Source organism: Streptomyces sp. Xyl84 (genome assembly GCF_059731885.1).
In genome coordinates, this window is record NZ_AP029182.1 from 6,017,649 (window position 1) to 6,043,112 (window position 25,464).

A 25,464-nucleotide genomic window follows, 5' to 3' on the forward strand; every position below is an offset into this window, starting at 1 on the left:
ACTGCCGCCGCCTCTGCACCTGCGGCCTTCCCGACTTCCCTGCCCCGCACACCTGTTGATCAGGTCATCAGCGTATCGGCACCCGCCGGCACGCGGAGGTGGACGGCCGAAGCCGCCCACCTGTGCGCAGCGAAACGTCCCGTACGCCCTTACGCGGCCGCTCCGTTGTGCGCCCGGCGCATCGACTAGGAGGCCTCGCGCTCCTGTTGGCGCAGCCGGTCGGCGACCTGCGGCGGCATCGGTTCGTGCCGCGCGTAGCGGCGGTCGAAGCGGGCGGTGCCGTGCGACAGGGACCGCAGGTCGATCGCGTACCGGCCGATCTCGATCTCGGGCACCTCGGCCCGCACCAGCGTGCGCCCGCCGGTGACCTGCTCGGTGCCCAGCACCCGGCCGCGCCGCCCCGACAGGTCGCTCATCACGGCGCCCACGTAGTCGTCGCCGACCAGGACGCTCACCTCGGCCACCGGTTCGAGCAGATGGATCCTCGCGTCGGCCGCGGCCTCCCGCAGCGCCAGCGCGCCCGCCGTCTGGAACGCGGCGTCGGAGGAGTCCACCGAGTGCGCCTTGCCGTCCAGCAGTGTGACCCGGACGTCGATCAGGGGGTGGCCGGCCGCCACCCCCTTGGCCGCCTGTGCCCGTACGCCCTTCTCCACGGACGGGATGAACTGGCGCGGGACGGCCCCGCCGACGACCTTGTCCACGAACTCGATGCCCGAGCCGCCCGGCAGCGGCTCCACCTCGATCTCGCAGATCGCGTACTGCCCGTGCCCGCCGGACTGCTTGACGTGCCGGCCCCGGCCGGCGGCCCGGCTCGCGAAGGTCTCCCGCAGGGAGACGCGGTGCGGGACGACGTCGACCTGGACGCCGTAGCGGCTGCGCAGCCGCTCCAGGGCGACGTCCGCGTGGGCCTCGCCCAGGCACCACAGCACCACCTGGTGGGTGTCCTGGTTCTGCTCCAGGCGCATCGTCGGGTCCTCGGCGACCAGCCGGGCCAGGCCCTGGGAGAGCTTGTCCTCGTCGGCCTTGCTGTGCGCCTGGATGGCGAGCGGCAGCAGCGGGTCGGGCATCTCCCACGGGGCCATCAGCAGCGGGTCGTCCTTGGCGGAGAGCGTGTCGCCGGTCTCGGCCCGGGTCAGCTTGGCCACGGAGACCAGATCGCCGGCGACCGCGTGTGTCACCGGCCGCTGCTGCTTGCCGAACGGCGTCGCCAGGGCGCCGATCCGCTCGTCCACGTCGTGGTCCTCGTGGCCGCGGTCGGTCAGCCCGTGCCCGGAGACGTGCACCGTCTCCTCGGGGCGCAGGGTGCCGGAGAAGACGCGCACCAGGGAGACCCGGCCGACGTACGGGTCGGAGGAGGTCTTCACGACCTCCGCGGCCAGCGGGCCGTCCGGGGCGCACGGCAGCGGCTCGCGCGGGCGGCCGTCGACCGTGGTCACCGCGGGCGCCTCGCGCTCCAGGGGCGTCGGGAAGCCGCGGACGATCAGCTCCAGCAGTTCCACCGTGCCGATGCCCTGCCGGGCGCCCTCGGCGGCGGGCGCGGCGGCCAGGACGGGGAAGAAGACCCCGCGCGCGACGGCCCGTTCGAGATCCTTGATCAGGGTCTCCACGTCGACCTGTTCCCCGCCGAGGTAGCGGTCCATGAGGGTCTCGTCCTCGCTCTCGGAGATGATCCCCTCGATGAGCCGGCCGCGCGCCTCGTCCATCCGCGGCAGCTCGTCCTCGCCCGGCTCGGACTCCTTGCGCTCCCCGGTCGAGTAGTCGAACAGCTTCTGCGTCAGCAGTCCGACCAGGCCGGTGACCGGCGCGTGTCCGTCGGGGCCCTCGGGGCCGTGCAGCGGCAGATACAGGGGCAGCACCGCGTCGGGGTCGTCCGCGCCGAACGCCTCGGCGCACACCCGGGTCATCTCCTCGAAGTCCGCGCGGGCGGCCTCCAGGTGGGTGATCACGATGGCCCGCGGCATGCCCACGGCCGCGCACTCCTCCCACACCATTCGGGTCGAGCCGTCCACGCCGTCGGAGGCGGAGACGACGAAGAGCGCCGCGTCCGCGGCCCGCAGGCCGGCCCGCAGCTCCCCGACGAAGTCCGCGTAGCCGGGTGTGTCCAGCAGGTTGATCTTGATGCCGTCCCATTCGACGGGCACCAGGGAGAGCTGCACCGAGCGCTGCTGCCGGTGCTCGATGTCGTCGTAGTCCGAGACACAGCCGCCGTCCTCGACGCGGCCGGCCCGGTTCACCGCTCCCGCGGTCAGCGCGAGAGCTTCCACCAGGGTCGTCTTGCCCGCTCCGGAGTGGCCGACCAGCACCACGTTCCGTAGGGACGCGGGCCGGTCGGCCGCCATAGCCCTGCCGGCGGCTCCGGGATGTGTGTGCGCCTTGTCGCCCATGATCCTGCCTCCCGTGCACGGTGAGGTCACTGTGGGCGCGGACACGCGGCACCGCGTCACCGGCGGCTCCTGCGACGCCCGCGGTCATTCGAGCTTTGCACTCCCGTCATGCCGCGTCCATACGAAGGACCCGATCCCGCCTCCCGCGGGTGCCCGGCGTCCGGCGGCAGGCGCCCGGCGGGGGCCCTCGGGTGCCCGGACGCCGCCCACGCGCGCGCGTGGCTACGATGGGCCAGCCGGTGGCCAGCAGGGGCCGCCCGGCGACAGCGACCCTCGGGAAGGCCATGCTGAACAAGTACGCGCGTGCATTCTTCACGCGTGTCCTCACACCGTTCGCCGCGTTTCTCATCCGCCGGGGCGTGAGCCCCGACACGGTCACGCTCCTGGGCACCGCCGGGGTGATCGCGGGCGCGCTGGTCTTCTACCCCCGGGGCGAGTTCTTCTGGGGCACGGTCGTGATCACGCTCTTCGTCTTCTCCGACCTCGTCGACGGCAACATGGCCCGCCAGCTCGGCCGCTCCAGCCGCTGGGGCGCCTTCCTGGACTCCACCCTGGACCGGGTGGCCGACGGCGCCATCTTCGGCGGCTTCGCCCTCTGGTACGCCGGGCAGGGCGACGACAACACGCTGTGCGCGGTGTCGATCTTCTGCCTGGCCAGCGGCCAGGTGGTGTCGTACACCAAGGCGCGCGGCGAGTCGATCGGGCTGCCGGTCGCCGTCAACGGCCTGGTCGAGCGCGCCGAGCGGCTGGTGATCTCCCTGGTCGCGGCCGGTTTCGCGGGTCTGCACAAGTTCGGCGTGCCCGGCATCCAGTACCTGCTCCCGGTGGCGCTGTGGATCGTCGCGGCCGGCAGCCTGGTCACCCTGGTGCAGCGCGTCGTCACCGTGCGCCGCGAGTCGGCCGAGGCGGACGCCGAGGCCGCCCGGCAGGAGAACCAGGGGAGCGGGGCGTCGGCATGAGCGCCCGCGAGCGGCTCGCCGATTCCCTGTACGGCCTGGGCTGGAGCACCGTCAAGAAGCTGCCCGAACCCGCCGCCGTCCGGCTCGGCCGCGGCATCGCCGACCTCGCCTGGAAGCGGCGCGGCAAGGGCGTCCTGCGGCTGGAGGCCAACTACGCGCGCGTGGTGCCCGACGCGTCCCCCGAGCGGCTCGCGGAGCTGTCCCGCGCGGGCATGCGCTCCTACCTGCGCTACTGGATGGAGTCCTTCCGGCTGCCCGCCTGGAGCCCGCAGCGGGTGCGCGGCGGCTTCGCCCCCAAGGACGTGCACCACCTGACCGACGGCCTCGCCTCCGGACGGGGTGTCGTCCTCGCGCTGCCGCACCTGGCCAACTGGGACCTGGCGGGCGCCTGGGTCACCACCGAACTGAACACGCCCTTCACCACGGTCGCCGAACGCCTCAAGCCCGAGACGCTCTACGACCGCTTCGTCGCCTACCGCGAGGGCCTCGGCATGGAGGTCCTGCCGCACAGCGGCGGCTCCGCCTTCGGCACGCTCGCCCGGCGGCTGCGCGAGGGCGGCCTGGTCTGCCTCGTCGCCGACCGCGACCTGTCCTCCTCCGGCGTCGAGGTCGAGTTCTTCAGTGAGACGGCCCGCATGCCCGCGGGACCCGCCCTGCTCGCCCAGCAGACCGGGGCCCTGCTGCTGCCCGTCACCCTCTGGTACGACGACTCACCCGTCATGCGCGGCCGCGTCCATCCCCCGATCGAGGTACCCGGGACAGGTACCCGGCCCGAGAAGACGTCCGTCATGACACAGGCGCTGGCCGATGCCTTCGCCTCGGGGATCGCCGAGCATCCGGAGGACTGGCACATGCTGCAGCGCTTGTGGCTCGCGGACCTGGAACCGCGCCGTGCACAGACGCGGGGGGAGGCGGCGTGAGGATCGGCATCGTCTGCCCGTACTCCTGGGACGTCCCCGGGGGCGTGCAGTTCCACATCCGTGACCTCGCCGAGTACTTCGTCCGCCTCGGCCACGAGGTGTCCGTCCTCGCCCCCGCCGACGACGACACCCCGCTGCCGCCCTACGTCGTCTCGGCCGGGCGCGCGGTCCCGGTGCCGTACAACGGGTCGGTGGCCCGGCTGAACTTCGGCTTCCTCTCGGCGGCCCGGGTGCGGCGCTGGCTGCACGAGGGCCGCTTCGACGTGATCCACATCCACGAACCGACCTCGCCGTCCCTGGGCCTGCTGACCTGCTGGGCGGCGCAGGGGCCGATCGTGGCGACGTTCCACACCTCCAACCCGCGCTCCAGGGCGATGGTCGCCGCGTACGCCATCCTCCAGGCCGCCCTGGAGAAGATCAGCGCCCGCATCGCCGTGAGCGAGTACGCCCGGCGCACCCTCGTCGAACACCTGGGCGGGGACGCCGTCGTCATCCCCAACGGCGTCGACGTCGACTTCTTCGCCCGCGCCGAACCCCGGCCCGAGTGGCAGGGGGAGACGATCGGCTTCATGGGCCGCATCGACGAGCCCCGCAAGGGCCTGCCGGTGCTGATGCGGGCCCTGCCGAAGATCTTCGCCGCCCACCCGGGGGCCCGGCTGCTGGTGGCCGGCCGGGGCGACGAGGAGGAGGCCGTGGCGAGCCTGCCGCGCGAGCTGCACGCGCGCGTGCAGTTCCTCGGCATGATCAGCGACGAGGACAAGGCGCGCTTCCTGCGCAGCGTCGACCTCTACGTGGCACCCAACACCGGCGGGGAGAGCTTCGGCATCATCCTCGTCGAGGCGATGTCCGCCGGTGCGCCGGTGCTCGCCTCCGACCTCGACGCCTTCGCGCAGGTCCTCGACCAGGGCAAGGCCGGCGAGCTGTTCGCCAACGAGGACGCGGACGCCTTGGCCGACGCGGCCGTGCGCCTGCTCGCCGACCCGGCCCGCCGGTCCGGACTCCGCGAGCGCGGCAGGGCGCACGTCCGGCGCTTCGACTGGTCCACGGTCGGTGCGGACATCCTCTCCGTCTACGAGACGGTCACCGCCGGTGCCGCAGCGGTGGCCGCCGACGACCGCGCCACGGGCCTGCGGGCCCGACTGGGACTGGCCCGGGACTGACCGGGGCTGATTTGAGGCCGGCCGGGGGCCCGACTCGGCCAGGGGACCCAGGCGCGGGGCGGCGCAGGGGCGGCGGCGGGGTGCGGGCTGAGGGCGGTGGCTCCCCGCCCTCCCGGTAGCCTTGCCGCCCGTGACCGCAACGCTCATCTGGATCCTTGCCGCGCTCGTCGTCGTCGGGCTGTACCTGAGCTGGACGGCGGGGCGGCTGGACCGGCTGCACGCCCGGATCGACGCCGCCCGGGCCGCGCTCGACGCCCAGTTGCTGCGCCGCGCCTCCGTCGCCCAGGAACTGGCCACCTCCGGAGTGCTCGACCCGGCCGCCTCGATCGTGCTCTACGAGGCCGCGCACGCCGCCCGGCAGTCCGAGGAGGAGCACCGCGAGGTCGCCGAGAGCGAGCTGAGCCAGGCGCTGCGGGCGGTGTTCGCCGAGACGCAGCAGGTGGAGGCGGTCCGCGCGGTGCCCGGCGGCGAGGCGGCGGCGCGTGAGCTGGCCGAGGCGGTGCGCCGGGTCCCGATGGCCCGCCGCTTCCACAACGACGCCGTGGGCGCGGCCCGCAGACTGCGCGAACACCGCAAGGTGCGCTGGTTCCGCCTCGCCGGGCACGCCCCGTTCCCGCTGGCCTTCGAGATGGACGACGAACCGCCGCAGGCGCTGGTGGAACGCGTCGCCTAGCGACCCGCCCGCCCGCACCGCCCGGCCCGCCCGGACCACCTGGCGCGCCCGCCCGCACGGCCCGCCCGCCCGGCCCGCCCCGAAGGGCAGCGGCGAAAAGGATCCACCCGCTCACCATTGGCCCTTGCCGTGGACTGGTCCACTCGCGTTTCCTCTGGGGTGCATCAACCCCCTCTTTCCACCCGAGTGAGGTCACCCGTGTCCACCACGATTCCCGATTCCGCCCAGACTCCCGAGACCGGCACCGCACGCGTCAAGCGCGGCATGGCCGAGCAGCTCAAGGGCGGCGTGATCATGGACGTCGTCACGCCGGAGCAGGCGAAGATCGCCGAGGACGCGGGCGCCGTCGCCGTCATGGCCCTGGAGCGGGTCCCGGCCGACATCCGCAAGGACGGCGGCGTGGCCCGCATGTCCGACCCGGACATGATCGAGGGCATCATCGAGGCCGTCTCCATCCCGGTCATGGCCAAGTCCCGCATCGGCCACTTCGTCGAGGCGCAGGTCCTGCAGTCGCTCGGCGTGGACTACATCGACGAGTCCGAGGTCCTGACCCCGGCCGACGAGGTCAACCACTCCGACAAGTGGGCCTTCACCACCCCCTTCGTCTGCGGTGCCACCAACCTCGGCGAGGCCCTGCGCCGCATCGCCGAGGGCGCCGCGATGATCCGCTCCAAGGGCGAGGCCGGCACCGGCAACGTCGTCGAGGCGGTGCGCCACCTGCGTCAGATCAAGGGCGAGATCGCCAAGCTGCGCGGCTGCGACAACAACGAGCTGTACGCCGCCGCCAAGGAGCTGCGCGCCCCCTACGAGCTGGTCAAGGAGGTCGCCGAGCTGGGCAAGCTCCCGGTCGTGCTGTTCTCCGCCGGCGGTGTGGCCACCCCGGCCGACGCCGCGCTGATGCGCCAGCTCGGCGCCGAGGGCGTCTTCGTCGGCTCCGGCATCTTCAAGTCCGGTGACCCGGCCAAGCGCGCCGCCGCCATCGTGAAGGCCACCACCTTCTACGACGACCCGAAGATCATCGCGGACGCGTCCCGGAACCTGGGCGAGGCCATGGTCGGCATCAACTGCGACACCCTCCCCGAGGCCGAGCGCTACGCCAACCGCGGCTGGTAACCACCCCATGAGCAGCGAAGCCCCTGTCATCGGCGTCCTGGCCCTCCAGGGCGACGTACGGGAGCACCTCATCGCCCTGGCCGCGGCCGACGCCGTGGCCAGGCCGGTCAGGCGCCCCGAAGAACTCGCCGAGGTCGACGGCCTGGTCCTGCCCGGCGGCGAGTCCACCACCATCTCCAAGCTGGCCATCCTCTTCGGCGTGATGGAACCCCTCCGCGCGCGCGTGCGCGCCGGCATGCCGGTCTACGGGACCTGCGCGGGCATGATCATGCTGGCCGACAAGATCCTCGACCCGCGCTCGGGCCAGGAGACCGTCGGCGGCATCGACATGATCGTGCGCCGCAACGCCTTCGGACGGCAGAACGAGTCCTTCGAGGCCGCCGTGGACGTCCGGGGCGTGGAGGGCGATCCTGTGGAGGGCGTTTTCATCCGCGCTCCCTGGGTCGAGTCCGTCGGCGCTGCGACCGAGGTGCTCGCCGAGCACGGCGGCCACATCGTCGCGGTCCGCCAGGGCAACGCGCTGGCCACGTCGTTCCACCCGGAGCTGACCGGCGACCACCGCGTGCACGCCCTGTTCGTCGACATGGTGCGCGCGATGCGGGCGGCGGAGTCCTTGTAGGATCTCCGGGGGTACCTCCCGGCTGCTTCAGGCCCGGGGGCGTTCGTACAGGATGGGTTTACGCGAAGGAGACAGGCAGATGTCCGGCCACTCTAAATGGGCCACGACGAAGCACAAGAAGGCCGTCATCGATGCCAAGCGCGGCAAGCTCTTCGCGAAGCTGATCAAGAACATCGAGGTCGCCGCGCGCATGGGCGGAGTCGACCTGGACGGCAACCCGACGCTCTACGACGCCGTGCAGAAGGCCAAGAAGCAGTCGGTCCCGAACAAGAACATCGACTCCGCGATCAAGCGCGGTGGCGGTCTCGAGGCCGGCGGCGCCGACTACGAGACGATCATGTACGAGGGCTACGGGCCGAACGGTGTCGCGGTGCTCATCGAGTGCCTCACCGACAACCGCAACCGCGCCGCCTCGGACGTCCGCGTCGCCATGACCCGCAACGGCGGTTCCATGGCCGACCCGGGCTCGGTGTCGTACCTGTTCAACCGCAAGGGCGTCGTGATCGTCCCCAAGGGCGAGCTGACCGAGGACGACGTCCTGGCGGCCGTCCTGGACGCGGGCGCCGAGGAGGTCAACGACCTCGGCGAGACCTTCGAGGTCCTCAGCGAGGCCACCGACCTGGTCGCGGTCCGCACCGCCCTCCAGGACGCCGGCATCGACTACGACTCCGCCGACGCCAACTTCGTCCCGACCATGCAGGTCGAGCTGGACGAGGAGGGCGCCAAGAAGATCTTCAAGCTGATCGACGCGCTGGAGGACAGCGACGACGTGCAGAACGTCTTCGCCAACTTCGACGTGAGCGACGAGGTCATGGAGAAGGTCGACGCCTGACACCCCGCACGCACGGCGGTCCCGGCGGGCCGGAGGGACACGTCCCCCGGCCCGCCGCCGTTGTCAGTGGCACCCGATAGCCTGCGCGGACAGGAGATCGAAGGGAAAGATCGCGTGCGCGTACTGGGGGTGGACCCGGGGCTGACCCGCTGCGGGGTCGGTGTCGTGGAGGGCGTCGCGGGCCGGCCGCTGACCATGGTCGGTGTCGGGGTCGTCCGCACACCCGCGGACGCCGACCTCGGCCACCGCCTGGTCGCCGTCGAGCAGGGCATCGAGCAGTGGCTCGACGAGCACCGTCCCGAGTACGTGGCGGTGGAGCGCGTCTTCAGCCAGCACAACGTGCGTACGGTCATGGGCACCGCCCAGGCCAGCGCCGTCGCCATCCTGTGCGCCTCGCGCCGCGGCATCCCGGTCGCCCTGCACACCCCCAGCGAGGTCAAGGCCGCCGTCACCGGCAGCGGGCGGGCCGACAAGGCCCAGGTGGGTGCCATGGTCACCCGCCTGCTGCGGCTCGCCGCGCCCCCCAGGCCCGCCGACGCCGCGGACGCGCTCGCCCTCGCCATCTGCCACATCTGGCGCGCCCCCGCGCAGAACCGGCTCCAACGGGCCGTCGCCCTGCACACCGCCGCGCCACCGAGGACGGCCGCTCCCCGGTCCCCGGCGCCACCCCCGTCCCGGAACACAGCCCCGCACTCGAAAGGCAGCACGGCATGATCGCCTTCGTCAGCGGCACGGTCGCCGCCCTCGCCCCCGACGCCGCGGTGATCGAGGTCGGCGGCGTCGGGATGGCCGTCCAGTGCACCCCGAACACCCTGTCCACGCTCCGCACCGGACAGCCCGCCAAGCTGCACACCTCCCTCGTGGTGCGCGAGGACTCGCTGACCCTGTACGGCTTCGCGGACGACGACGAGCGCCAGGTCTTCGAACTGCTCCAGACCGCCAGCGGCGTCGGCCCCCGCCTCGCCCAGGCCATGCTCGCCGTGCACACGCCCGACGCCCTGCGCCGCGCCGTCGCCACCGGCGACGAGAAGGCCCTCACGGCCGTCCCCGGCATCGGCAGGAAGGGCGCCCAGAAGCTGCTCCTGGAGCTGAAGGACCGCCTCGGCGAACCGGTCGGCGCCCCCGCGGTCGGCGCACCCGTCACCCAGGGCTGGCGCGACCAGCTGCACGCCGCGCTGATCGGCCTCGGCTACGCCACCCGGGAGGCCGACGAGGCCGTCACCGCCGTGGCCCCGCAGGCCGAGGCCGCCGGCGGCACCCCCCAGGTGGGCCCCCTGCTCAAGGCCGCCCTGCAGACCCTGAACCGAGCCCGCTGACCGAGACCGTCGTAAGGCACACACATGAACTGGGACGACACGGCCGACACCGCCGCCGGCGAGCGGCTGGTGGGCCCCGCCGCCGACCGCGAGGACCAGGCCGTCGAGGCCGCCCTGCGCCCCAAGGACCTCGGCGAGTTCATCGGCCAGGAGAAGGTCCGCGAGCAGCTCGACCTGGTGCTGAGGGCCGCCCGCGCGCGCGGCGCCACCGCCGACCACGTCCTGCTCTCCGGCGCCCCCGGCCTCGGCAAGACCACCCTGTCGATGATCATCGCGGCCGAGATGGGCGCCCCCATCCGCATCACCTCGGGCCCCGCCATCCAGCACGCGGGCGACCTCGCCGCCATCCTGTCCTCGCTCCAGGAGGGCGAGGTCCTCTTCCTCGACGAGATCCACCGCATGTCCCGGCCCGCCGAGGAGATGCTGTACATGGCGATGGAGGACTTCCGGGTCGACGTCATCGTCGGCAAGGGCCCCGGCGCCACCGCCATCCCGCTGGAGCTGCCGCCGTTCACCCTGGTCGGCGCCACCACCCGCGCGGGACTGCTGCCGCCCCCGCTGCGCGACCGCTTCGGCTTCACCGCCCACATGGAGTTCTACGAGCCCGCCGAGCTGGAGCGCGTCGTGCACCGTTCGGCGAGCCTGCTCGACGTGGAGATCGGGACCGAGGGCGCCGCCGAGATCGCCGGCCGCTCCCGCGGCACCCCCCGCATCGCCAACCGCCTGCTGCGCCGCGTACGGGACTACGCGCAGGTCAAGGCCGACGGCGTCATCACCCGCGAGATCGCCGCGGCGGCCCTCGCCGTCTACGAGGTCGACACCCGCGGCCTGGACCGGCTGGACCGGGCGGTCCTGCAGGCGCTGCTGAAGCTGTTCGGCGGCGGCCCCGTCGGCCTGTCGACGCTGGCGGTCGCGGTGGGGGAGGAGCGCGAGACCGTCGAGGAGGTCGCCGAGCCCTTCCTCGTCCGCGAGGGCCTGCTCGCCCGCACCCCGCGCGGCCGGGTGGCCACCCCCGCGGCATGGGCGCACCTCGGCCTCACCCCGCCCGGCGCGCCGGGCCGGGGAAACGGACAACAAGACCTGTTCGGGGCGTGACGGCGATCCATTGGCCCGGGGAGGAACCCAGGTGCCATGCTGAGCGTTGTTCCCTGCGCGCGGACTCCCTTAGACTCCGCCGATGCCGCCCTTGCCGGCAGCATGCACACCCCCAACCATCAGGCCGCTCCCCATCGCGGTCGTGTGAAGGAAGTTCCGACCCGTGAGTCTCGTGACCCTCCTCCCGTTCATCGTGCTCATCGGGGCCATGTTCCTGATGACCCGGTCGGCCAAGCGCAAGCAGCAGCAGGCCGCCACCATGCGGAACCAGATGCAGCCCGGTAGCGGAATCCGCACCATCGGCGGCATGTACGCGACGGTCAAGGAGGTCAACGACGACACGGTCCTCCTCGACGCCGGACCGGGCGTGGAGCTCCTCTTCGCCAAGAACGCGATCGCGACCGTCCTGTCCGACGACGAGTACAACCGCATCGTCCACGGCATCGAGCACGACCTGAAGTCCGACGCCGACATCGTCCCCGACGACGCCTCCTCCCTCACCGAGACCGACGAGCCCGCCGCCGACGCTTCCGCCGCCTCCGACGACAAGCCCATCGACCTCGGCAAGAAGGACACGGCCGAGGCGGAGGAGCCCGCCGACGCCCCCACCGAGGCGAAGACGGACGCAGAGCCGAAGAAGACCGACGGCGACTCCGAGGCGAAGTAGTCACCACCCAGGGCGCGCGGTACAGCCCGCGCGCCCTGGGACGTGTTCACTTCGCGCGGGATCCCGACACCATGTCATGGCCGCCGACCGGGCCCACCCGGCGCGGAGCGGCCCGAGAGGGAGTACGAGAAGGTGGCAGCACCTAAGAAGGGCCGGAGCGCGAGCGCCCAGAGCAAGCCATGGCGCTCGCTGGCCCTCATCCTGATCGCCATCGTGGCGCTCACCGGAGGCATGTTCGCCTCGGGGCACACCACCCCGCGCCTCGGCATCGACCTGGCCGGCGGTACGAGCATCACCCTGCGGGCGGTCCCCGAGCGCGGTCAGGAATCCGCGATCAACAAGACCAACATGGACACCGCGGTCGACATCATGAACCGCCGTGTCAACGGTCTCGGTGTCTCGGAGGCCGAGGTCCAGACCCAGGGCGATCGCAACATCATCGTCAACATCCCCAAGGGCACGAACTCCAAGCAGGCCCGCGAGCAGGTCGGCACCACCGCGAAGCTGTACTTCCGTCCGGTGCTCGCCACCGAGGTCTCCGGCGCCGCCCCTCCGGCCAGCCCGACGCCGACCCCCTCCTCCAGCGCCTCCGGCAAGGCCGGTGACAAGGCCACGGACAAGACCGGCGGCAAGGACAAGGCCACCTCCGGCTCCGCCAGCCCGTCCTCGACCGCGTCCCCGCAGGGCCGCGCCGTCACCGACGGCCTGAAGACCGACGCCACCCCGTCCACCGGCGCCACGGGCAGCGCGGACCCGAAGAAGTCCTCCCCCCCGAAGGGCTCCGCCTCCCCTTCGGCGAGCGGCGGCACCTCCGGCGACGCCAACGCCAAGCTCCAGGCCCAGTACGCCGCCCTCGACTGCTCCAAGGACGCGGCCCGCGCCACCGCCGGCAAGGGCGTCAAGCCCACCGAGCCGACCGTCGCCTGCGGCAAGGACTCGCAGGGCCAGTGGGCCAAGTACCTCCTCGGCCCGGCCGCCGTGGACGGCACCGACGTCAAGAAGGCCCAGGCCGTCTTCAACACGCAGAACGCGTCGGGCTGGACCGTCACCATGGAGTTCACCTCCAAGGGCGCCAAGAAGTTCGCGGACATCACCGGCCAGCTGGCCAAGAACCAGACGCCGCAGAACGAGTTCGCCATCGTGCTGGACGGCAACGTCGTCTCCAACCCGTACGTCCAGCAGGCGCTGACCGGCGGCAACGCGGAGATCTCGGGCCGCTTCACGCAGACCGAGGCCGAGGGCCTGTCCAACATGCTGTCCTACGGTGCGCTGCCGCTGACCTTCAAGGAGGACAGCGTCACCACCGTCACCGCCGCGCTCGGCGGCGACCAGCTGCACGCGGGCCTCATCGCGGGCGCCATCGGCCTCGCCCTGGTCGTCCTCTACCTGCTGATCTTCTACCGCGGCCTGTCGGTCATCGCGATCCCCTCGCTGCTGGTCTCGGCGATCCTCACCTACGTGATCATGGCCCTGCTCGGCCCGGCCATCGGCTTCGCGCTGAACCTCCCGGCCGTCTGCGGTGCCATCGTCGCGATCGGCATCACGGCGGACTCGTTCATCGTGTTCTTCGAACGCATCCGGGACGAGATCCGCGAGGGCCGCTCGCTGAGGCCCGCCGTGGAGCGTGCCTGGCCGCGCGCCCGCCGCACCATCCTCGTCTCCGACTTCGTGTCCTTCCTCGCCGCCGCGGTGCTCTTCATCGTCACCGTCGGCAAGGTGCAGGGCTTCGCGTTCACCCTCGGGCTCACCACCCTGCTCGACGTGGTCGTCGTGTTCCTGTTCACCAAGCCGCTCATGACGATCCTCGCCCGCAGGAAGTTCTTCGCGAACGGCCACAAGTGGTCCGGCCTCGACCCCAAGGCCCTGGGTGCGAAGGCGCCGCTGCGCCGCACCCGCCGCCCCAACCGTCCCACCGGCCCCGTCGACCCGAAGGAGGCGTGAGATGTCGAAGATCGGCAGCCTCGGCGTCCGACTCCACCGTGGCGAGGTCGGCTACGACTTCGTCAAGAACCGCAAGATCTGGTACGGCATCTCCATCCTGATCACCATCACGGCCATCCTCGGCCTGGCGGTGCGCGGCCTGAACATGGGCATCGAGTTCCAGGGCGGAGCGGTCTTCACCACCCCCAAGCACATGAGCGCCTCGGTCAGCCAGGCCGAGACGTACGCGGAGGACGCCTCCGGGCACGACGCGATCGTCCAGAAGCTCGGTGACGGCAGCCTGCGCATCCAGATCGCCGGCATCGACACCGGCAAGTCCGACGAGATCAAGGACGCGCTCTCCAAGGACCTGAAGGTCAACTCCGAGCAGATCAACGCCGACCTGGTCGGCCCCAGCTGGGGTGAGCAGATCGCCAACAAGGCCTGGGAGGGCCTGGCGATCTTCATGGTGCTGGTCGTGATCTACCTGGCGATCGCCTTCGAGTGGCGCATGGCGGTGGCCGCGCTGGTCGCCCTCGTCCACGACATCACGATCACCACCGGCATCTACGCCCTCGTCGGCTTCGAGGTCACGCCCGGTACGGTGATCGGTCTGCTGACGATCCTCGGTTACTCGCTCTACGACACGGTCGTCGTCTTCGACAGCCTCAAGGAGCAGACGAAGGACATCACCAAGCAGAGCCGCTGGACCTACAGCGACCTCGCCAACCGCTCCATCAACGGCACGCTGATGCGGTCCATCAACACCACCGTGGTCGCGCTGCTGCCGGTGGCGGGCCTGCTGTTCATCGGTGGTGGCGCGCTCGGCGCGGGCATGCTCAACGACATCTCGCTGTCGCTGTTCGTCGGTCTGGCCGCCGGCGCGTACTCCTCGATCTTCATCGCCACGCCGCTCGTCGCCGACCTCAAGGAGCGCGAGCCGCAGATGAAGGCTCTCAGGAAGCGCGTACTGGCCAAGCGGGCGCAGGCCGGCACCGAGGGCGCCCCGGTGGCGGACGCGTCCGACGACGCCACGGACTTCGACGACGAGCCCGAGGACGCCGCACCCGCCGTGGTCGGCCCCCGCGACCAGTCCGCGTCCCGCAGCCGCGGCCGCGGCCGGCCCTCGGGGAAGCGCCGATGACCGACATCAGGGAACTGCTGCTCAGCCGCATCCGTGACGTGGCCGACTACCCCGAGCCCGGGGTGATGTTCAAGGACATCACCCCGCTCCTGGCGGACCCGGCGGCCTTCTCGGCGCTGACCGAGGCGCTCGCGGAGATCGGCACCCGGCAGGGCGCCACCAAGGTCGTCGGCCTGGAGGCCCGCGGCTTCATCCTCGGCGCCCCGGTCGCGCTCCGCGCCGGCCTCGGCTTCATCCCCGTGCGCAAGGCGGGCAAGCTGCCCGGAGCGACCCTGCGCCAGGCCTACGACCTGGAGTACGGCTCGGCCGAGATCGAGGTGCACGCCGAGGACCTGAGCGCGGGCGACCGGGTCCTGGTCGTCGACGACGTCCTCGCCACCGGCGGCACTGCCGAGGCCTCCGTCCAGCTCATCCGCAGCGCGGGCGCCGAGGTCGCCGGCGTGGCGGTCCTGATGGAACTGGGCTTCCTCGGCGGCCGAACCCGCCTGGAGGACGTCCTGGCCGGAGCCCCGCTGGAAGCGCTGCTGCGGGTCTGACCACCTTGTACACCCCCTCCCGCGGCGCCGCCACGGCGCCGCGGGACACCGGTGGAGACGGGCCCGGAGGAATCCGGTGCCCGTCTCGTGCGTTCCTCCAGTGAACGGCCCCCGCACGGGCTGGAGGCGATCCGCAGGCCCGGGATCGCTACCATGGGATCTCCGGAGCCTGACCGGGGGACCCGGATCGCGCACGAGGAGTCCTCTTGCCAGACGAGGCCCAGCCACTGACCGCCGCCAAGCCCGAGTCCGCCTCGGCAGCCGCGGCGAAGCCCGCGCCGAACGCGAAGAACGCGAAGAACGACACGCGCGGGCCGGTCGAGCGCGCCCAGTCCGCGCCCGTGGAGAAGAGCGCCGAGTCCGTGCGTCCCAAGCCCGCCCCCGTGCGCCCGGCCGCCGGCCAGAGCGCCCGCTCCGGCTCCTCCAACCGCGTCCGCGCCCGCCTCGCCCGGCTCGGTGTCCAGCGCGCCAACCCGTACAACCCGGTGCTGGAGCCGCTGCTGCGGATAGTGCGCAGCAACGACCCGAAGATCGAGACGGCCACGCTGCGCCAGATCGAGCGCGCCTACCAGGTCGCCGAGCGCTGGCACCGCGGCCAGAAGCGCAAGAGCGGCGACCCGTACATCACGCACCCGCTGGCCGTCACCACCATCCTCGCCGAGCTGGGCATGGACCCGGCCACGCTGATGGCCGGCCTGCTGCACGACACGGTCGAGGACACCGAGTACGGCCTGGAGGACCTGCGCCGCGACTTCGGCGACGTCGTCACCCTGCTCGTCGACGGCGTCACCAAGCTGGACAAGGTCAAGTTCGGCGAGGCCGCGCAGGCCGAGACCGTGCGCAAGATGGTCGTCGCCATGGCCAAGGACCCCCGCGTCCTGGTCATCAAGCTCGCCGACCGCCTGCACAACATGCGCACCATGCGCTACCTCAAGCGCGAGAAGCAGGAGAAGAAGGCGCGCGAGACCCTGGAGATCTACGCGCCGCTCGCCCACCGCCTGGGCATGAACACCATCAAGTGGGAACTGGAGGACCTCGCCTTCGCGATCCTCTACCCCAAGATGTACGACGAGATCGTCCGCCTGGTCGCCGAGCGCGCCCCCAAGCGCGACGAGTACCTCGCGATCGTCACCGACGAGGTCCAGTCGGACCTGCGCGCCGCCCGCATCAAGGCGACCGTCACCGGCCGCCCCAAGCACTACTACAGCGTCTACCAGAAGATGATCGTCCGCGGCCGTGACTTCGCGGAGATCTACGACCTGGTCGGTATCCGTGTCCTGGTCGACACGGTCCGCGACTGCTACGCCGCCCTCGGCACCGTGCACGCGCGATGGAACCCGGTCCCCGGCCGGTTCAAGGACTACATCGCGATGCCCAAGTTCAACATGTACCAGTCGCTGCACACCACGGTCATCGGCCCCAACGGCAAGCCCGTCGAGCTGCAGATCCGCACCTTCGACATGCACCGCCGCGCCGAGTACGGCATCGCCGCGCACTGGAAGTACAAGCAGGAGGCCGTCGCGGGTGCCTCCAAGGTCCGTACGGACGCGCCCAAGTCCACCGGCAAGGCCGGCAAGGACGCCGCCATCAACGACATGGCGTGGCTGCGGCAGCTCCTGGACTGGCAGAAGGAGACCGAGGACCCCAGCGAGTTCCTGGAGTCGCTGCGCTTCGACCTCTCCCGCAACGAGGTCTTCGTCTTCACGCCCAAGGGCGACGTCATAGCGCTCCCGGCCGGTGCCACCCCGGTGGACTTCGCCTACGCCGTGCACACCGAAGTCGGCCACCGCACCATAGGAGCCCGCGTCAACGGCCGCCTGGTGCCGCTGGAGTCCACCCTGGACAACGGCGACCTGGTGGAGGTCTTCACCTCCAAGGCGGCGGGCGCAGGCCCCTCCCGCGACTGGCTCGGTTTCGTCAAGTCCCCCCGTGCCCGCAACAAGATCCGGGCCTGGTTCTCCAAGGAGCGCCGCGACGAGGCGATCGAGCAGGGCAAGGACGCCATCGTCCGCGCCATGCGCAAGCAGAACCTGCCGATCCAGCGCATCCTGACCGGCGACTCGCTCGTCACGCTCGCGCACGAGATGCGCTACTCGGACATCTCCGCGCTGTACGCGGCGATCGGCGAGGGGCACGTCTCGGCGCAGAACATCGTGCAGAAGCTCGTCCAGGCCCTCGGCGGCGAGGAGGCCGCCACCGAGGAGATCGACGAGAGCATGCCGCCCGCGCGCGGGCGCGGCCGCAAGCGCCGCTCCAGCGCCGACCCGGGCGTCGTCGTCAAGGGCGTCGACGACGTGTGGGTCAAGCTGGCCCGCTGCTGCACGCCCGTCCCCGGCGACCCGATCATCGGTTTCGTCACGCGCGGCAGCGGCGTGTCGGTGCACCGCAGCGACTGCGTCAACGTCGAGTCACTGTCCCGGGAGCCCGAGCGCATCCTGGACGTCGAGTGGGCGCCCACCCAGTCCTCGGTCTTCCTGGTCGCCATCCAGGTCGAGGCCCTGGACCGCTCCCGGCTGCTCTCGGACGTCACCCGCGTCCTGTCCGACCAGCACGTCAACATCCTCTCCGCGGCCGTCCAGACCTCCCGCGACCGGGTCGCCACCTCCCGCTTCACCTTCGAGATGGGCGACCCCAAGCACCTGGGCCACGTGCTGCGCGCCGTGCGCGGCGTGGAGGGCGTCTACGACGTGTACCGCGTCACCTCGGCCCGCAGCAGGGCGTAGGTCCCACAGCACGGCGAGAGGGCCCCGTACGGCGCGTACGGGGCCCTCTCGGCCGGTCTCTCCTGCCGCGGCAGGCCGGTGTCTCCTGCCGCGGCCGGTCGTGCCTCCCGCCGGGGCTGTCAGCCGCCGAACTCCTGGAGGCCCTTCAGAGCCTGGTCCAGAAGTGCCTGGCGGCCCTCCAGCTCCCGCGCGAGCTTGTCGGCCCTGGCGGTGTTGCCCTGGGCACGCGCCTGCTCGATCTGGCCGCGCAGCTTGTCCACGGCGGCCTGGAGCTGACCGGTCAGACCCTCGGCACGCGCGCGTGCCTCCGGGTTCGTCCGGCGCCACTCGCTCTCCTCGGCCTCCTGCAGGGCACGCTCGACCGTGTGCATCCGGCCCTCGACCCGGGGGCGGGCGTCCCGCGGCACATGGCCGATGGCCTCCCAGCGCTCGTTGATCGAGCGGAAGGCGGCCCGGGCGGCCTTCAGGTCCGCGACCGGCAGCAGCTTCTCGGCCTCCTCGGCCAGTTCCTCCTTCAGCTTCAAATTCTCCGCCTGCTCGGCATCCCGCTCGGCGAACACCGAGCCGCGGGCGGCGAAGAACACGTCCTGGGCACCGCGGAAGCGGTTCCACAGGTCGTCCTCGTGCTCGCGCTGCGCGCGGCCGGCGGCCTTCCACTCGGCCATCAGCTCGCGGTAACGCGCCGCCGTCGCACCCCAGTCCGTCGAGTCCGACAGGGCCTCGGCCTCGGCGACCAGCCGCTCCTTGGTCTTGCGGGCCTCCTCGCGCTGCGCGTCCAGCTGCGCGAAGTGCGCCTTGCGCCGCTTGGAGAACGCCGACCGGGCGTGCGAGAAGCGGTGCCACAGCTCGTCGTCGGACTTGCGGTCCAGGCGCGGCAGCCCCTTCCAGGTGTCCACCAGCGCCCGCAGCCGCTCACCGGCCACCCGCCACTGGTCGGACCCGGCCAGCTCCTCCGCCTCGGTGACCAGGGCCTCCTTGGCGTGCCGTGCCTCGTCCGCCTGCCGGGCGCGCTGCGCCTTGCGCTCCTCGCGCCGCGACTCGACGGTCGCGACCAGCTGGTCCAGGCGGGTGCGCAGCGCGGCCAGGTCACCGACCGCGTGGTGCGCGTCCACCTGCTCCCGGAGGTGGTCGATCGCGGCCTGCGCGTCCTTCGCCGACAGATCGGTGGTCCGCACACGCTTCTCGAGGAGGCCGATCTCGACCACCAGTCCCTCGTACTTGCGCTCGAAGTAGGCCAGTGCCTCCTCGGGGGAGCCGGCCTGCCAGGAGCCGACGACCTGCTCGCCGTCGGCCGTACGCACGTACACGGTCCCCGTCTCGTCGACGCGGCCCCACGGGTCGCTGCTCACAGCGCCTCCTCCACATGATGCCTGCGAGGGGCATTCGAGGCTCCCCCGGGCATCGTCCACAGTTTCGTCACGGCCAACATAGGCGACCGGCAGGTGGCCTGTCCGCATCCAGCGCGACCGAAATTACGCAGTTGACGGTCAGGATTTCGTGACCGTCGCCTTGTTGATCACGACCGTCGCGTTGGGCGCCCCGTCGCCGGCGCCCGTGTTCTCACCGGCGGCGGCGATCTTCTTCAGCACCGTCATCCCGGACTCGGAAATCGTACCGAACGGTGTGTAGTTGGGCGGCAGCTGGCTGTTCTGGTAGACCAGGAAGAACTGGCTGCCCCCGCTGTGCTTCTGCCCGGTGTTCGCCATCGCGACCGTGCCCGCCGGGTAGACGTTGCCCTTGAGGCTCGTGTCCTTGAGGTTCTCGTCCGGGATCGTGTAGCCGGGGCCGCCGGTGCCCGTGCCGGTCGGGTCGCCGCACTGCAGCACGTAGATGCCGTTCGTGGTCAGCCGGTGGCACTTGGTGTGGTCGAAGAAGCCCTTCCCGGCCAGGTGGTCGAACGAGTTCACCGTGTGCGGGGCGGCGGACGCCTTCAGCGCCACGTCTATGTCGCCGCACGTCGTCGCGAGCTTCATCGTGTACTTCGCCGACGTGTCGATCGACATCGCCGGCTCCTTCTTCCAGCTCAGCTTCTTCACCGAACCCGCGGCGGGCTTCGCGCAGGGGTCGGGCATCTTCGACGGGGCCGACGCGCTGGGGGAGACGTCCGCGCTCGCCTTGGCCTTGTCGTCCTTCTTGTCGCTCTTGAGGGCCCCGGTCGTGTACAGCGTCACACCACCGATGACGACCACGCCGAGCACCGACGCGATCACCGCGTTGCGCGTGCGCGCCTTGTGCCGCGCGGCGGTGCGCCGCTGCTGCTGCCGCAAGAACTTCTCCCGGGCGAGCTGACGCCGCCGCTGCTCCTGGCTGACCACCGGGTTCTCTCCTCATGCGTCTCGTGTGTCGACCGGCACCGGCGCGACCGGTGGACCGGGCGCCCGTGTGTGCCCCGTACCGTATATGGGTTCGCTGAGGATCCGGCAGCGCCGGTAGTCTCTGACCACAGGCGCAGTCACCCGATGCCCGCCCGTACCGACACAAACGAAGGACGAACGTGCTCATTGCCGGGTTCCCCGCCGGGGCCTGGGGGACGAACTGCTACCTCGTCGCCCCCGCCGCCGGTGAGGAGTGCGTGATCATCGACCCCGGCCACCAGGCCGCCCAGGGCGTCGAGGAAGCACTCAGGAAGCACCGTCTCAAGCCCGTCGCCGTCGTCCTCACCCACGGCCACATCGACCACGTGGCGTCGGTCGTCCCGGTCTGCGGCGCGCACGGCGTCCCGGCCTGGATCCACCCGGCCGACCGGTACATGATGAGCGACCCCGAGAAGGCCCTCGGCCGTTCCGTCGGGGCGCCGCTGATGGGCGAGCTGACCGTCGGCGAGCCCGACGACGTCGAGGAACTGACCGACGGCGCGAAGCTGGAGCTGGCCGGTCTGGAGTTCTCCGTCGCGCACGCGCCCGGCCATACCAAGGGGTCGGTGACCTTCCAGATGCCCGAGGCCGCGGACGTCCCGTCGGTCCTCTTCTCCGGGGATCTGCTCTTCGCCGGCTCCATCGGACGCACCGACCTGCCCGGCGGTGACATGGACGAGATGCTCGGATCGCTGGCCCGCGTGTGCCTGCCGCTCGACGACTCGACCGTGGTGCTGTCCGGGCACGGCCCCCAGACGACCATCGGCCAGGAGCGCGCCGGCAACCCGTACCTGCGGCAGCTGGCCGCGGACCGCCGTGTACACGGCGCCGGTGAGGCTCCCCGACGAGGAATGTGACGAGAGACTTCGTGAGCACCTTCAAGGCCCCCAAGGGCACGTACGACCTGATCCCGCCCGACTCCGCGACGTACCTGGCGGTCCGCGAGGCCATCGCCGCCCCGCTGCGCAACTCCGGCTACGGCTACGTGGAGACCCCCGGCTTCGAGAACGTCGAGCTGTTCGCCCGCGGTGTCGGCGAGTCCACGGACATCGTGACCAAGGAGATGTACGCCTTCGAGACCAAGGGCGGCGACCGGCTCGCGCTGCGCCCCGAGGGCACCGCGTCCGTGCTGCGCGCCGCCCTGGAGGCCAGCCTCCACAAGGCGGGCAACCTCCCCGTCAAGCTCTGGTACTCCGGCTCGTACTACCGCTACGAGCGCCCGCAGAAGGGCCGCTACCGGCACTTCTCCCAGGTCGGCGCGGAGGCCATCGGCGCCGAGGACCCCGCCCTCGACGCCGAGCTGATCATCCTCGCGGACCAGGCGTACCGCTCGCTGGGGCTGAGCGACTTCCGCATCCTGCTCAACAGCCTGGGCGACAAGGAGTGCCGCCCCGTCTACCGGGCCGCGCTGCAGGACTTCCTGCGCGGCCTGGAACTGGACGAGGACACCCGCCGCCGGATCGAGATCAACCCGCTGCGGGTCCTGGACGACAAGCGCGAGTCGGTGCAGGAGCAGCTGACCGGCGCCCCCCTGCTGCGGGACTACCTGTGCGACGCCTGCAAGGCGTACCACGAGGAGGTCCGCGACCTGATCCGTGCGGCGGGCGTCTCCTTCGAGGACGACCCCAAGCTGGTGCGCGGCCTGGACTACTACACGCGCACCACCTTCGAGTTCGTCCACGACGGCCTCGGTTCGCAGTCCGCGGTCGGCGGCGGCGGCCGCTACGACGGCCTGTCCGAGATGATCGGCGGCCCCGCGCTGCCCTCGGTCGGCTGGGCGCTCGGCGTGGACCGCACGGTCCTGGCCCTCCAGGCGGAGGGCATCGAGCTCGATCTCCCCGCCGCGACCAGCGTGTTCGCGGTGCCGCTCGGCGAGGAGGCGCGCCGGGTGCTGTTCGCGAAGGTCACCGAACTGCGCAAGGTGGGCATCGCGGCCGACTTCTCCTACGGCCACAAGGGCCTCAAGGGCGCGATGAAGAACGCCAACCGCAGCGGCGCCCGCTACACGCTCGTGGCCGGCGAGCGCGACCTCGCCGAGGGTGTCGTCCAGCTCAAGGACATGGAGTCCGGCGAGCAGTCGGCGATCGGCGTCAACGAGATCGTGGCCGAACTGGAGGCGCGGCTCGGCTGAGTCCGGGGCGGGTGTGCGCCGGGCACCCGGCGCACACCCGCCGGGGACCGCCCCGATTCCGGCACCCGGGCCGAGTCCGGCGCGAGGACTGCGCGCAGGCCCTGGCAGAGCCACTCGTCAACCCGGCGGGCGCGGATTCGTCCTGCCGGACGATGCCGACGCGTGAGCACCACGCGCGCGTGCCGCTCGCCGGGCCCGTCTCCGGCACCGAGACCTCTCCCGTCGCCCGCGCGCGGGGTTGCCCGGGGGATCTTCGGTGTGGTGCTCCTGCCCGCCCCGTCGGGCCCGAACAGGCCGAAGACCTCGCCCTTCCCGATGCCCACGTGATGCCGTCGGCGGCGGTGACGTCCTCCTGGCGCTTGCGGAGCCCCCGTACGGGCACCGCGAGTTCGTTCGACGTCACGCGCGCAGCGTCGCCCGGAACGGGCCCTCCCGGTACCTGTGCGCGCCCTTCCTTATGTTGATCGAACGGTGCGCACACGCGCGCGTGCGGCACAATGGCCGTGCCCGAAGAAGGTCCAACTCTCAAGTGACGGAATCGGCGTGATGAGCAAGACGACAGTCAAGGACGTCTCCACGGAGCCCGGACCGGAACCCGCGGCCACCGGACCGCGGACGGTGGGCGGCAGCCGTGCCTTCGCGCTGCTGCTGGTGATCACCGGCGCGGCCGGGCTGCTCGCCGCCTGGGTCATCACGATCGACAAGCAGAAGATCCTCGAAGGCAAGCTGTCCGGCAAGACCTTCACGCCGAGCTGCAGCCTCAACCCGATCGTGTCCTGCGGCAGCGTCATGGAGAGCAAGCAGGCCGCCGTCTTCGGGTTCCCCAACCCCATGCTCGGCCTGGTCTGCTACGGCATCGTCATCTGCGTCGGCATGAGCCTGCTCGCCCGCGCCCGCTTCCCCCGCTGGTACTGGCTGACGTTCAACTTCGGCACGCTCTTCGGTGTCTGCTTCGTCACCTGGCTGCAGTTCGAGTCCCTGTACCGGATCAACGCGCTGTGCCTGTGGTGCTCGCTGGCCTGGGTGGCCACGCTCACCGCCTTCTGGTACACGACGTCCTTCAACATCCGCAACGGCTTCCTGCCCGCCCCGCGCCCGGTGAAGAACTTCCTCGCCGAGTTCACCTGGGTCGTCCCGGTCACGCACACCGGCGTCATCGCCATGCTGATCCTGACCCGCTGGGGCAGCAGCCTCTGGGCCTGAGCAGCCCGCGGGTCCCGGGGCCCGGCCGCGTTGTCAGTGGCGTGCCATAGGGTTTCAGCGTGGAGCCCGACCTGTTCACCGCCGCAGCAGAAGAACGCCAGGAGAAGGACCCGGCCGCCAGCCCCCTCGCGGTCCGGATGCGCCCGCGCACCCTCGACGAGGTGGTGGGCCAGCAGCACCTGCTCAAGCCCGGCTCGCCGCTGCGCCGGCTCGTGGGCGAGGGCGCGGACCACGGGGGCGGGGCCGCGGGTCCCTCCGGCACGGGTGGTGGCGGGAGACGCGGGGGACCGGCGGGACCCTCGTCGGTGATCCTGTGGGGCCCGCCCGGCACCGGCAAGACCACCCTCGCCTACGTCGTCTCCAAGGCCACCGACAAGCGCTTCGTGGAGCTGTCGGCGATCACGGCGGGCGTCAAGGAGGTCCGCGCGGTCATCGACGGCGCCCGCCGCGCCTCCGGCGGGTACGGCCGGGAGACCGTCCTCTTCCTCGACGAGATCCACCGCTTCAGCAAGGCCCAGCAGGACTCCCTGCTCCCGGCGGTCGAGAACCGCTGGGTGACACTGATCGCCGCCACCACCGAGAACCCGTACTTCTCGGTGATCTCCCCCCTGCTCTCCCGCTCCCTGCTGCTCACCCTCGAACCCCTCACCGACGAGGACGTGCGCGGCCTGCTGCGCCGCGCCCTCACCGACGAGCGCGGCCTGAAGTCCGCCGTCGCCCTGCCCACGGACACCGAGGAGCACCTGCTGCGCATCGCCGGCGGCGACGCGCGCCGCGCGCTGACCGCCCTGGAGGCCGCCGCCGGGGCCGCCCTGGACAAGGGCGAGGCGGAGATCGGCCTGACCACGCTGGAGGAGACCGTCGACCGGGCCGCGGTCAAGTACGACCGCGACGGCGACCAGCACTACGACGTGGCCAGCGCCCTGATCAAGTCCATCCGCGGCTCCGACGTCGACGCCGCGCTGCACTACCTGGCCCGGATGATCGAGGCCGGCGAGGACCCCCGGTTCATCGCCCGCCGCCTGATGATCTCCGCCAGCGAGGACATCGGCCTCGCCGATCCGGCCGCGCTGCCCATCGCCGTCGCCGCCGCCCAGGCCGTCGCCATGATCGGCTTCCCCGAGGCCGCCCTCACCCTCAGCCACGCCACCATCGCGCTCGCCCTCGCCCCCAAGTCCAACTCCGCGACCACCGCGATCGGCGCCGCTCTGGAGGACGTGCGCAAGGGACTGGCCGGGTCCGTGCCGCCCCACCTGCGGGACGGCCACTACAAGGGCGCCGCCAAGCTCGGCCACGCCCAGGGCTACGTCTACCCGCACGACCTGCCCGAGGGCATCGCAGCCCAGCAGTACGCGCCGGACGCCCTCAAGGACCGCGAGTACTACAGCCCGAGCCGGCACGGCGCCGAGGCCCGGTACGCGGACGCGGTGGAATGGACCCGCACGCACCTCGGTCGGAAGCGGTCCTGAGCACCCTGTAGACTGCCCGGAGCGCTGAGTCCCGTGCCGTCAGAGCGGGACAGTCAGCCGGAGACCCGGTTCCCCGCGAACCGGCTCCAGGAGCGTCGCGCACCGTCGAACGGTGTCGCGGGCAGCCCACCACCACCCGGGGTTCCGGGACGGTCGGTGGGCCACTCGCGTGCTGCACGTATGTGCCCAGACCAGGGAAGCGGCTGCCCGACCGGTCCCTCGCGGACCAGCGGGTTCTCCCGGCTG

22 protein-coding genes are annotated in these 25,464 nt (G+C 71.7%); 19 read left to right on the plus strand and 3 right to left on the minus strand.

Features of this window, described 5'->3' with window-relative positions; all coding sequences use genetic code 11:
* Nucleotides 1-185 precede the first annotated feature (185 nt).
* The gene (locus AC6I72_RS26180) at nucleotides 186-2,384 is read right to left on the minus strand and encodes an elongation factor G-like protein EF-G2 (RefSeq protein WP_498003584.1); all 2,199 of its coding nucleotides are present in this window, start codon (nucleotides 2,382-2,384) and stop codon (nucleotides 186-188) included.
* Nucleotides 2,385-2,611: 227 nt separating this feature from the next.
* Between AC6I72_RS26180 and pgsA the strand changes: the two genes are divergently transcribed.
* From pgsA to relA, 15 genes are all read left to right on the plus strand, one after another.
* Entirely contained in the window at nucleotides 2,612-3,343 is a 732-nt protein-coding gene (gene pgsA / locus AC6I72_RS26185) for a phosphatidylinositol phosphate synthase (RefSeq protein WP_037860059.1), read from the plus strand.
* The gene (locus AC6I72_RS26190) at nucleotides 3,340-4,263 is read left to right on the plus strand and encodes a phosphatidylinositol mannoside acyltransferase (RefSeq protein WP_498003585.1); all 924 of its coding nucleotides are present in this window, start codon (nucleotides 3,340-3,342) and stop codon (nucleotides 4,261-4,263) included. The genes pgsA and AC6I72_RS26190 overlap by 4 nt, the downstream gene beginning before the upstream one ends.
* Complete coding sequence (locus AC6I72_RS26195; RefSeq protein WP_498003586.1) at nucleotides 4,260-5,423, plus strand: glycosyltransferase family 4 protein; 1,164 nt, start codon at nucleotides 4,260-4,262, stop codon at nucleotides 5,421-5,423. The genes AC6I72_RS26190 and AC6I72_RS26195 overlap by 4 nt, the downstream gene beginning before the upstream one ends.
* 130 nt (nucleotides 5,424-5,553) lie before the next feature.
* A complete protein-coding gene (locus AC6I72_RS26200; protein WP_498003588.1) occupies nucleotides 5,554-6,096 on the plus strand; it encodes a LemA family protein in 543 nt (180 codons plus the stop codon).
* A 198-nt stretch (nucleotides 6,097-6,294) separates the two neighbouring features.
* Nucleotides 6,295-7,209: a pyridoxal 5'-phosphate synthase lyase subunit PdxS gene (pdxS, locus tag AC6I72_RS26205; protein WP_498003589.1), complete on the plus strand. Its 915-nt coding sequence runs from the start codon at nucleotides 6,295-6,297 to the stop codon at nucleotides 7,207-7,209.
* A gap of 7 nt (nucleotides 7,210-7,216) precedes the next feature.
* Nucleotides 7,217-7,828: a pyridoxal 5'-phosphate synthase glutaminase subunit PdxT gene (pdxT, locus tag AC6I72_RS26210; RefSeq protein WP_366726799.1), complete on the plus strand. Its 612-nt coding sequence runs from the start codon at nucleotides 7,217-7,219 to the stop codon at nucleotides 7,826-7,828.
* 79 nt (nucleotides 7,829-7,907) lie between these two features.
* Entirely contained in the window at nucleotides 7,908-8,660 is a 753-nt protein-coding gene (locus tag AC6I72_RS26215; RefSeq protein ID WP_037860046.1) for a YebC/PmpR family DNA-binding transcriptional regulator, read from the plus strand.
* Between the two features lie 114 nt (nucleotides 8,661-8,774).
* Complete coding sequence (gene ruvC, locus AC6I72_RS26220; protein ID WP_498003590.1) at nucleotides 8,775-9,374, plus strand: crossover junction endodeoxyribonuclease RuvC; 600 nt, start codon at nucleotides 8,775-8,777, stop codon at nucleotides 9,372-9,374.
* The gene (gene ruvA, locus AC6I72_RS26225) at nucleotides 9,371-9,976 is read left to right on the plus strand and encodes a Holliday junction branch migration protein RuvA (protein WP_498003591.1); all 606 of its coding nucleotides are present in this window, start codon (nucleotides 9,371-9,373) and stop codon (nucleotides 9,974-9,976) included. Before ruvC ends, ruvA begins: the two co-directional genes overlap by 4 nt.
* Before the next feature lie 24 nt (nucleotides 9,977-10,000).
* Nucleotides 10,001-11,071 (plus strand): Holliday junction branch migration DNA helicase RuvB, encoded by a 1,071-nt coding sequence (ruvB, locus tag AC6I72_RS26230; protein WP_498003592.1) that lies wholly within the window; start codon nucleotides 10,001-10,003, stop codon nucleotides 11,069-11,071.
* A 163-nt stretch (nucleotides 11,072-11,234) separates the two neighbouring features.
* Nucleotides 11,235-11,738 carry a preprotein translocase subunit YajC gene (gene yajC, locus AC6I72_RS26235; RefSeq protein ID WP_498003593.1) on the plus strand — a complete coding sequence of 168 codons (504 nt, stop codon included), beginning with the start codon at nucleotides 11,235-11,237 and terminating at the stop codon, nucleotides 11,736-11,738.
* A 132-nt stretch (nucleotides 11,739-11,870) separates the two neighbouring features.
* Nucleotides 11,871-13,679 carry a protein translocase subunit SecD gene (gene secD / locus AC6I72_RS26240; RefSeq protein WP_498003594.1) on the plus strand — a complete coding sequence of 603 codons (1,809 nt, stop codon included), beginning with the start codon at nucleotides 11,871-11,873 and terminating at the stop codon, nucleotides 13,677-13,679.
* Between the two features lies 1 nt (nucleotide 13,680).
* Nucleotides 13,681-14,802 carry a protein translocase subunit SecF gene (gene secF, locus AC6I72_RS26245; protein WP_498003595.1) on the plus strand — a complete coding sequence of 374 codons (1,122 nt, stop codon included), beginning with the start codon at nucleotides 13,681-13,683 and terminating at the stop codon, nucleotides 14,800-14,802.
* Entirely contained in the window at nucleotides 14,799-15,338 is a 540-nt protein-coding gene (locus tag AC6I72_RS26250; protein ID WP_498003596.1) for an adenine phosphoribosyltransferase, read from the plus strand. The genes secF and AC6I72_RS26250 overlap by 4 nt, the downstream gene beginning before the upstream one ends.
* 206 nt (nucleotides 15,339-15,544) lie before the next feature.
* Entirely contained in the window at nucleotides 15,545-18,061 is a 2,517-nt protein-coding gene (gene relA, locus AC6I72_RS26255; RefSeq protein WP_498003597.1) for a GTP pyrophosphokinase, read from the plus strand.
* A 119-nt stretch (nucleotides 18,062-18,180) separates the two neighbouring features.
* On the opposite strand, the gene AC6I72_RS26260 is transcribed toward relA, so the two are convergent.
* Nucleotides 18,181-19,410 carry a DUF349 domain-containing protein gene (locus AC6I72_RS26260; protein WP_498003599.1) on the minus strand — a complete coding sequence of 410 codons (1,230 nt, stop codon included), beginning with the start codon at nucleotides 19,408-19,410 and terminating at the stop codon, nucleotides 18,181-18,183.
* A gap of 138 nt (nucleotides 19,411-19,548) precedes the next feature.
* Complete coding sequence (locus tag AC6I72_RS26265; RefSeq protein WP_498003600.1) at nucleotides 19,549-20,376, minus strand: peptidylprolyl isomerase; 828 nt, start codon at nucleotides 20,374-20,376, stop codon at nucleotides 19,549-19,551.
* A 179-nt stretch (nucleotides 20,377-20,555) separates the two neighbouring features.
* Between AC6I72_RS26265 and AC6I72_RS26270 the strand changes: the two genes are divergently transcribed.
* The 4 genes from AC6I72_RS26270 (at nucleotide 20,556) to AC6I72_RS26285 (ending at nucleotide 25,218) form a co-directional block, all read left to right on the plus strand.
* The gene (locus tag AC6I72_RS26270; protein WP_498003601.1) at nucleotides 20,556-21,272 is read left to right on the plus strand and encodes an MBL fold metallo-hydrolase; all 717 of its coding nucleotides are present in this window, start codon (nucleotides 20,556-20,558) and stop codon (nucleotides 21,270-21,272) included.
* An 11-nt stretch (nucleotides 21,273-21,283) separates the two neighbouring features.
* Nucleotides 21,284-22,546: a histidine--tRNA ligase gene (gene hisS, locus AC6I72_RS26275; protein WP_498003602.1), complete on the plus strand. Its 1,263-nt coding sequence runs from the start codon at nucleotides 21,284-21,286 to the stop codon at nucleotides 22,544-22,546.
* A 546-nt stretch (nucleotides 22,547-23,092) separates the two neighbouring features.
* Complete coding sequence (locus tag AC6I72_RS26280; protein ID WP_498003603.1) at nucleotides 23,093-23,749, plus strand: vitamin K epoxide reductase family protein; 657 nt, start codon at nucleotides 23,093-23,095, stop codon at nucleotides 23,747-23,749.
* 59 nt (nucleotides 23,750-23,808) lie between these two features.
* On the plus strand, nucleotides 23,809-25,218 hold the full coding sequence (locus AC6I72_RS26285; RefSeq protein ID WP_498003604.1) for a replication-associated recombination protein A: 1,410 nt from the start codon (nucleotides 23,809-23,811) through the stop codon (nucleotides 25,216-25,218).
* The last annotated feature ends 246 nt before the right edge of the window (nucleotides 25,219-25,464 follow it).

What these genes read in the sequence shown, in the direction of transcription:
- AC6I72_RS26180 (WP_498003584.1), bottom strand. Translation starts at nt 2,384, where the DNA reads ATGGGCGACAAGGCGCACACACATCCCGGAGCCGCCGGCAGGGCTATG.
- pgsA (WP_037860059.1), top strand. Translation starts at nt 2,612, where the DNA reads ATGGGCCAGCCGGTGGCCAGCAGGGGCCGCCCGGCGACAGCGACCCTC.
- AC6I72_RS26190 (WP_498003585.1), top strand. Translation starts at nt 3,340, where the DNA reads ATGAGCGCCCGCGAGCGGCTCGCCGATTCCCTGTACGGCCTGGGCTGG.
- pdxT (WP_366726799.1), top strand. Translation starts at nt 7,217, where the DNA reads ATGAGCAGCGAAGCCCCTGTCATCGGCGTCCTGGCCCTCCAGGGCGAC.
- AC6I72_RS26215 (WP_037860046.1), top strand. Translation starts at nt 7,908, where the DNA reads ATGTCCGGCCACTCTAAATGGGCCACGACGAAGCACAAGAAGGCCGTC.
- ruvA (WP_498003591.1), top strand. Translation starts at nt 9,371, where the DNA reads ATGATCGCCTTCGTCAGCGGCACGGTCGCCGCCCTCGCCCCCGACGCC.
- ruvB (WP_498003592.1), top strand. Translation starts at nt 10,001, where the DNA reads ATGAACTGGGACGACACGGCCGACACCGCCGCCGGCGAGCGGCTGGTG.
- secF (WP_498003595.1), top strand. Translation starts at nt 13,681, where the DNA reads ATGTCGAAGATCGGCAGCCTCGGCGTCCGACTCCACCGTGGCGAGGTC.
- AC6I72_RS26250 (WP_498003596.1), top strand. Translation starts at nt 14,799, where the DNA reads ATGACCGACATCAGGGAACTGCTGCTCAGCCGCATCCGTGACGTGGCC.
- AC6I72_RS26280 (WP_498003603.1), top strand. Translation starts at nt 23,093, where the DNA reads ATGAGCAAGACGACAGTCAAGGACGTCTCCACGGAGCCCGGACCGGAA.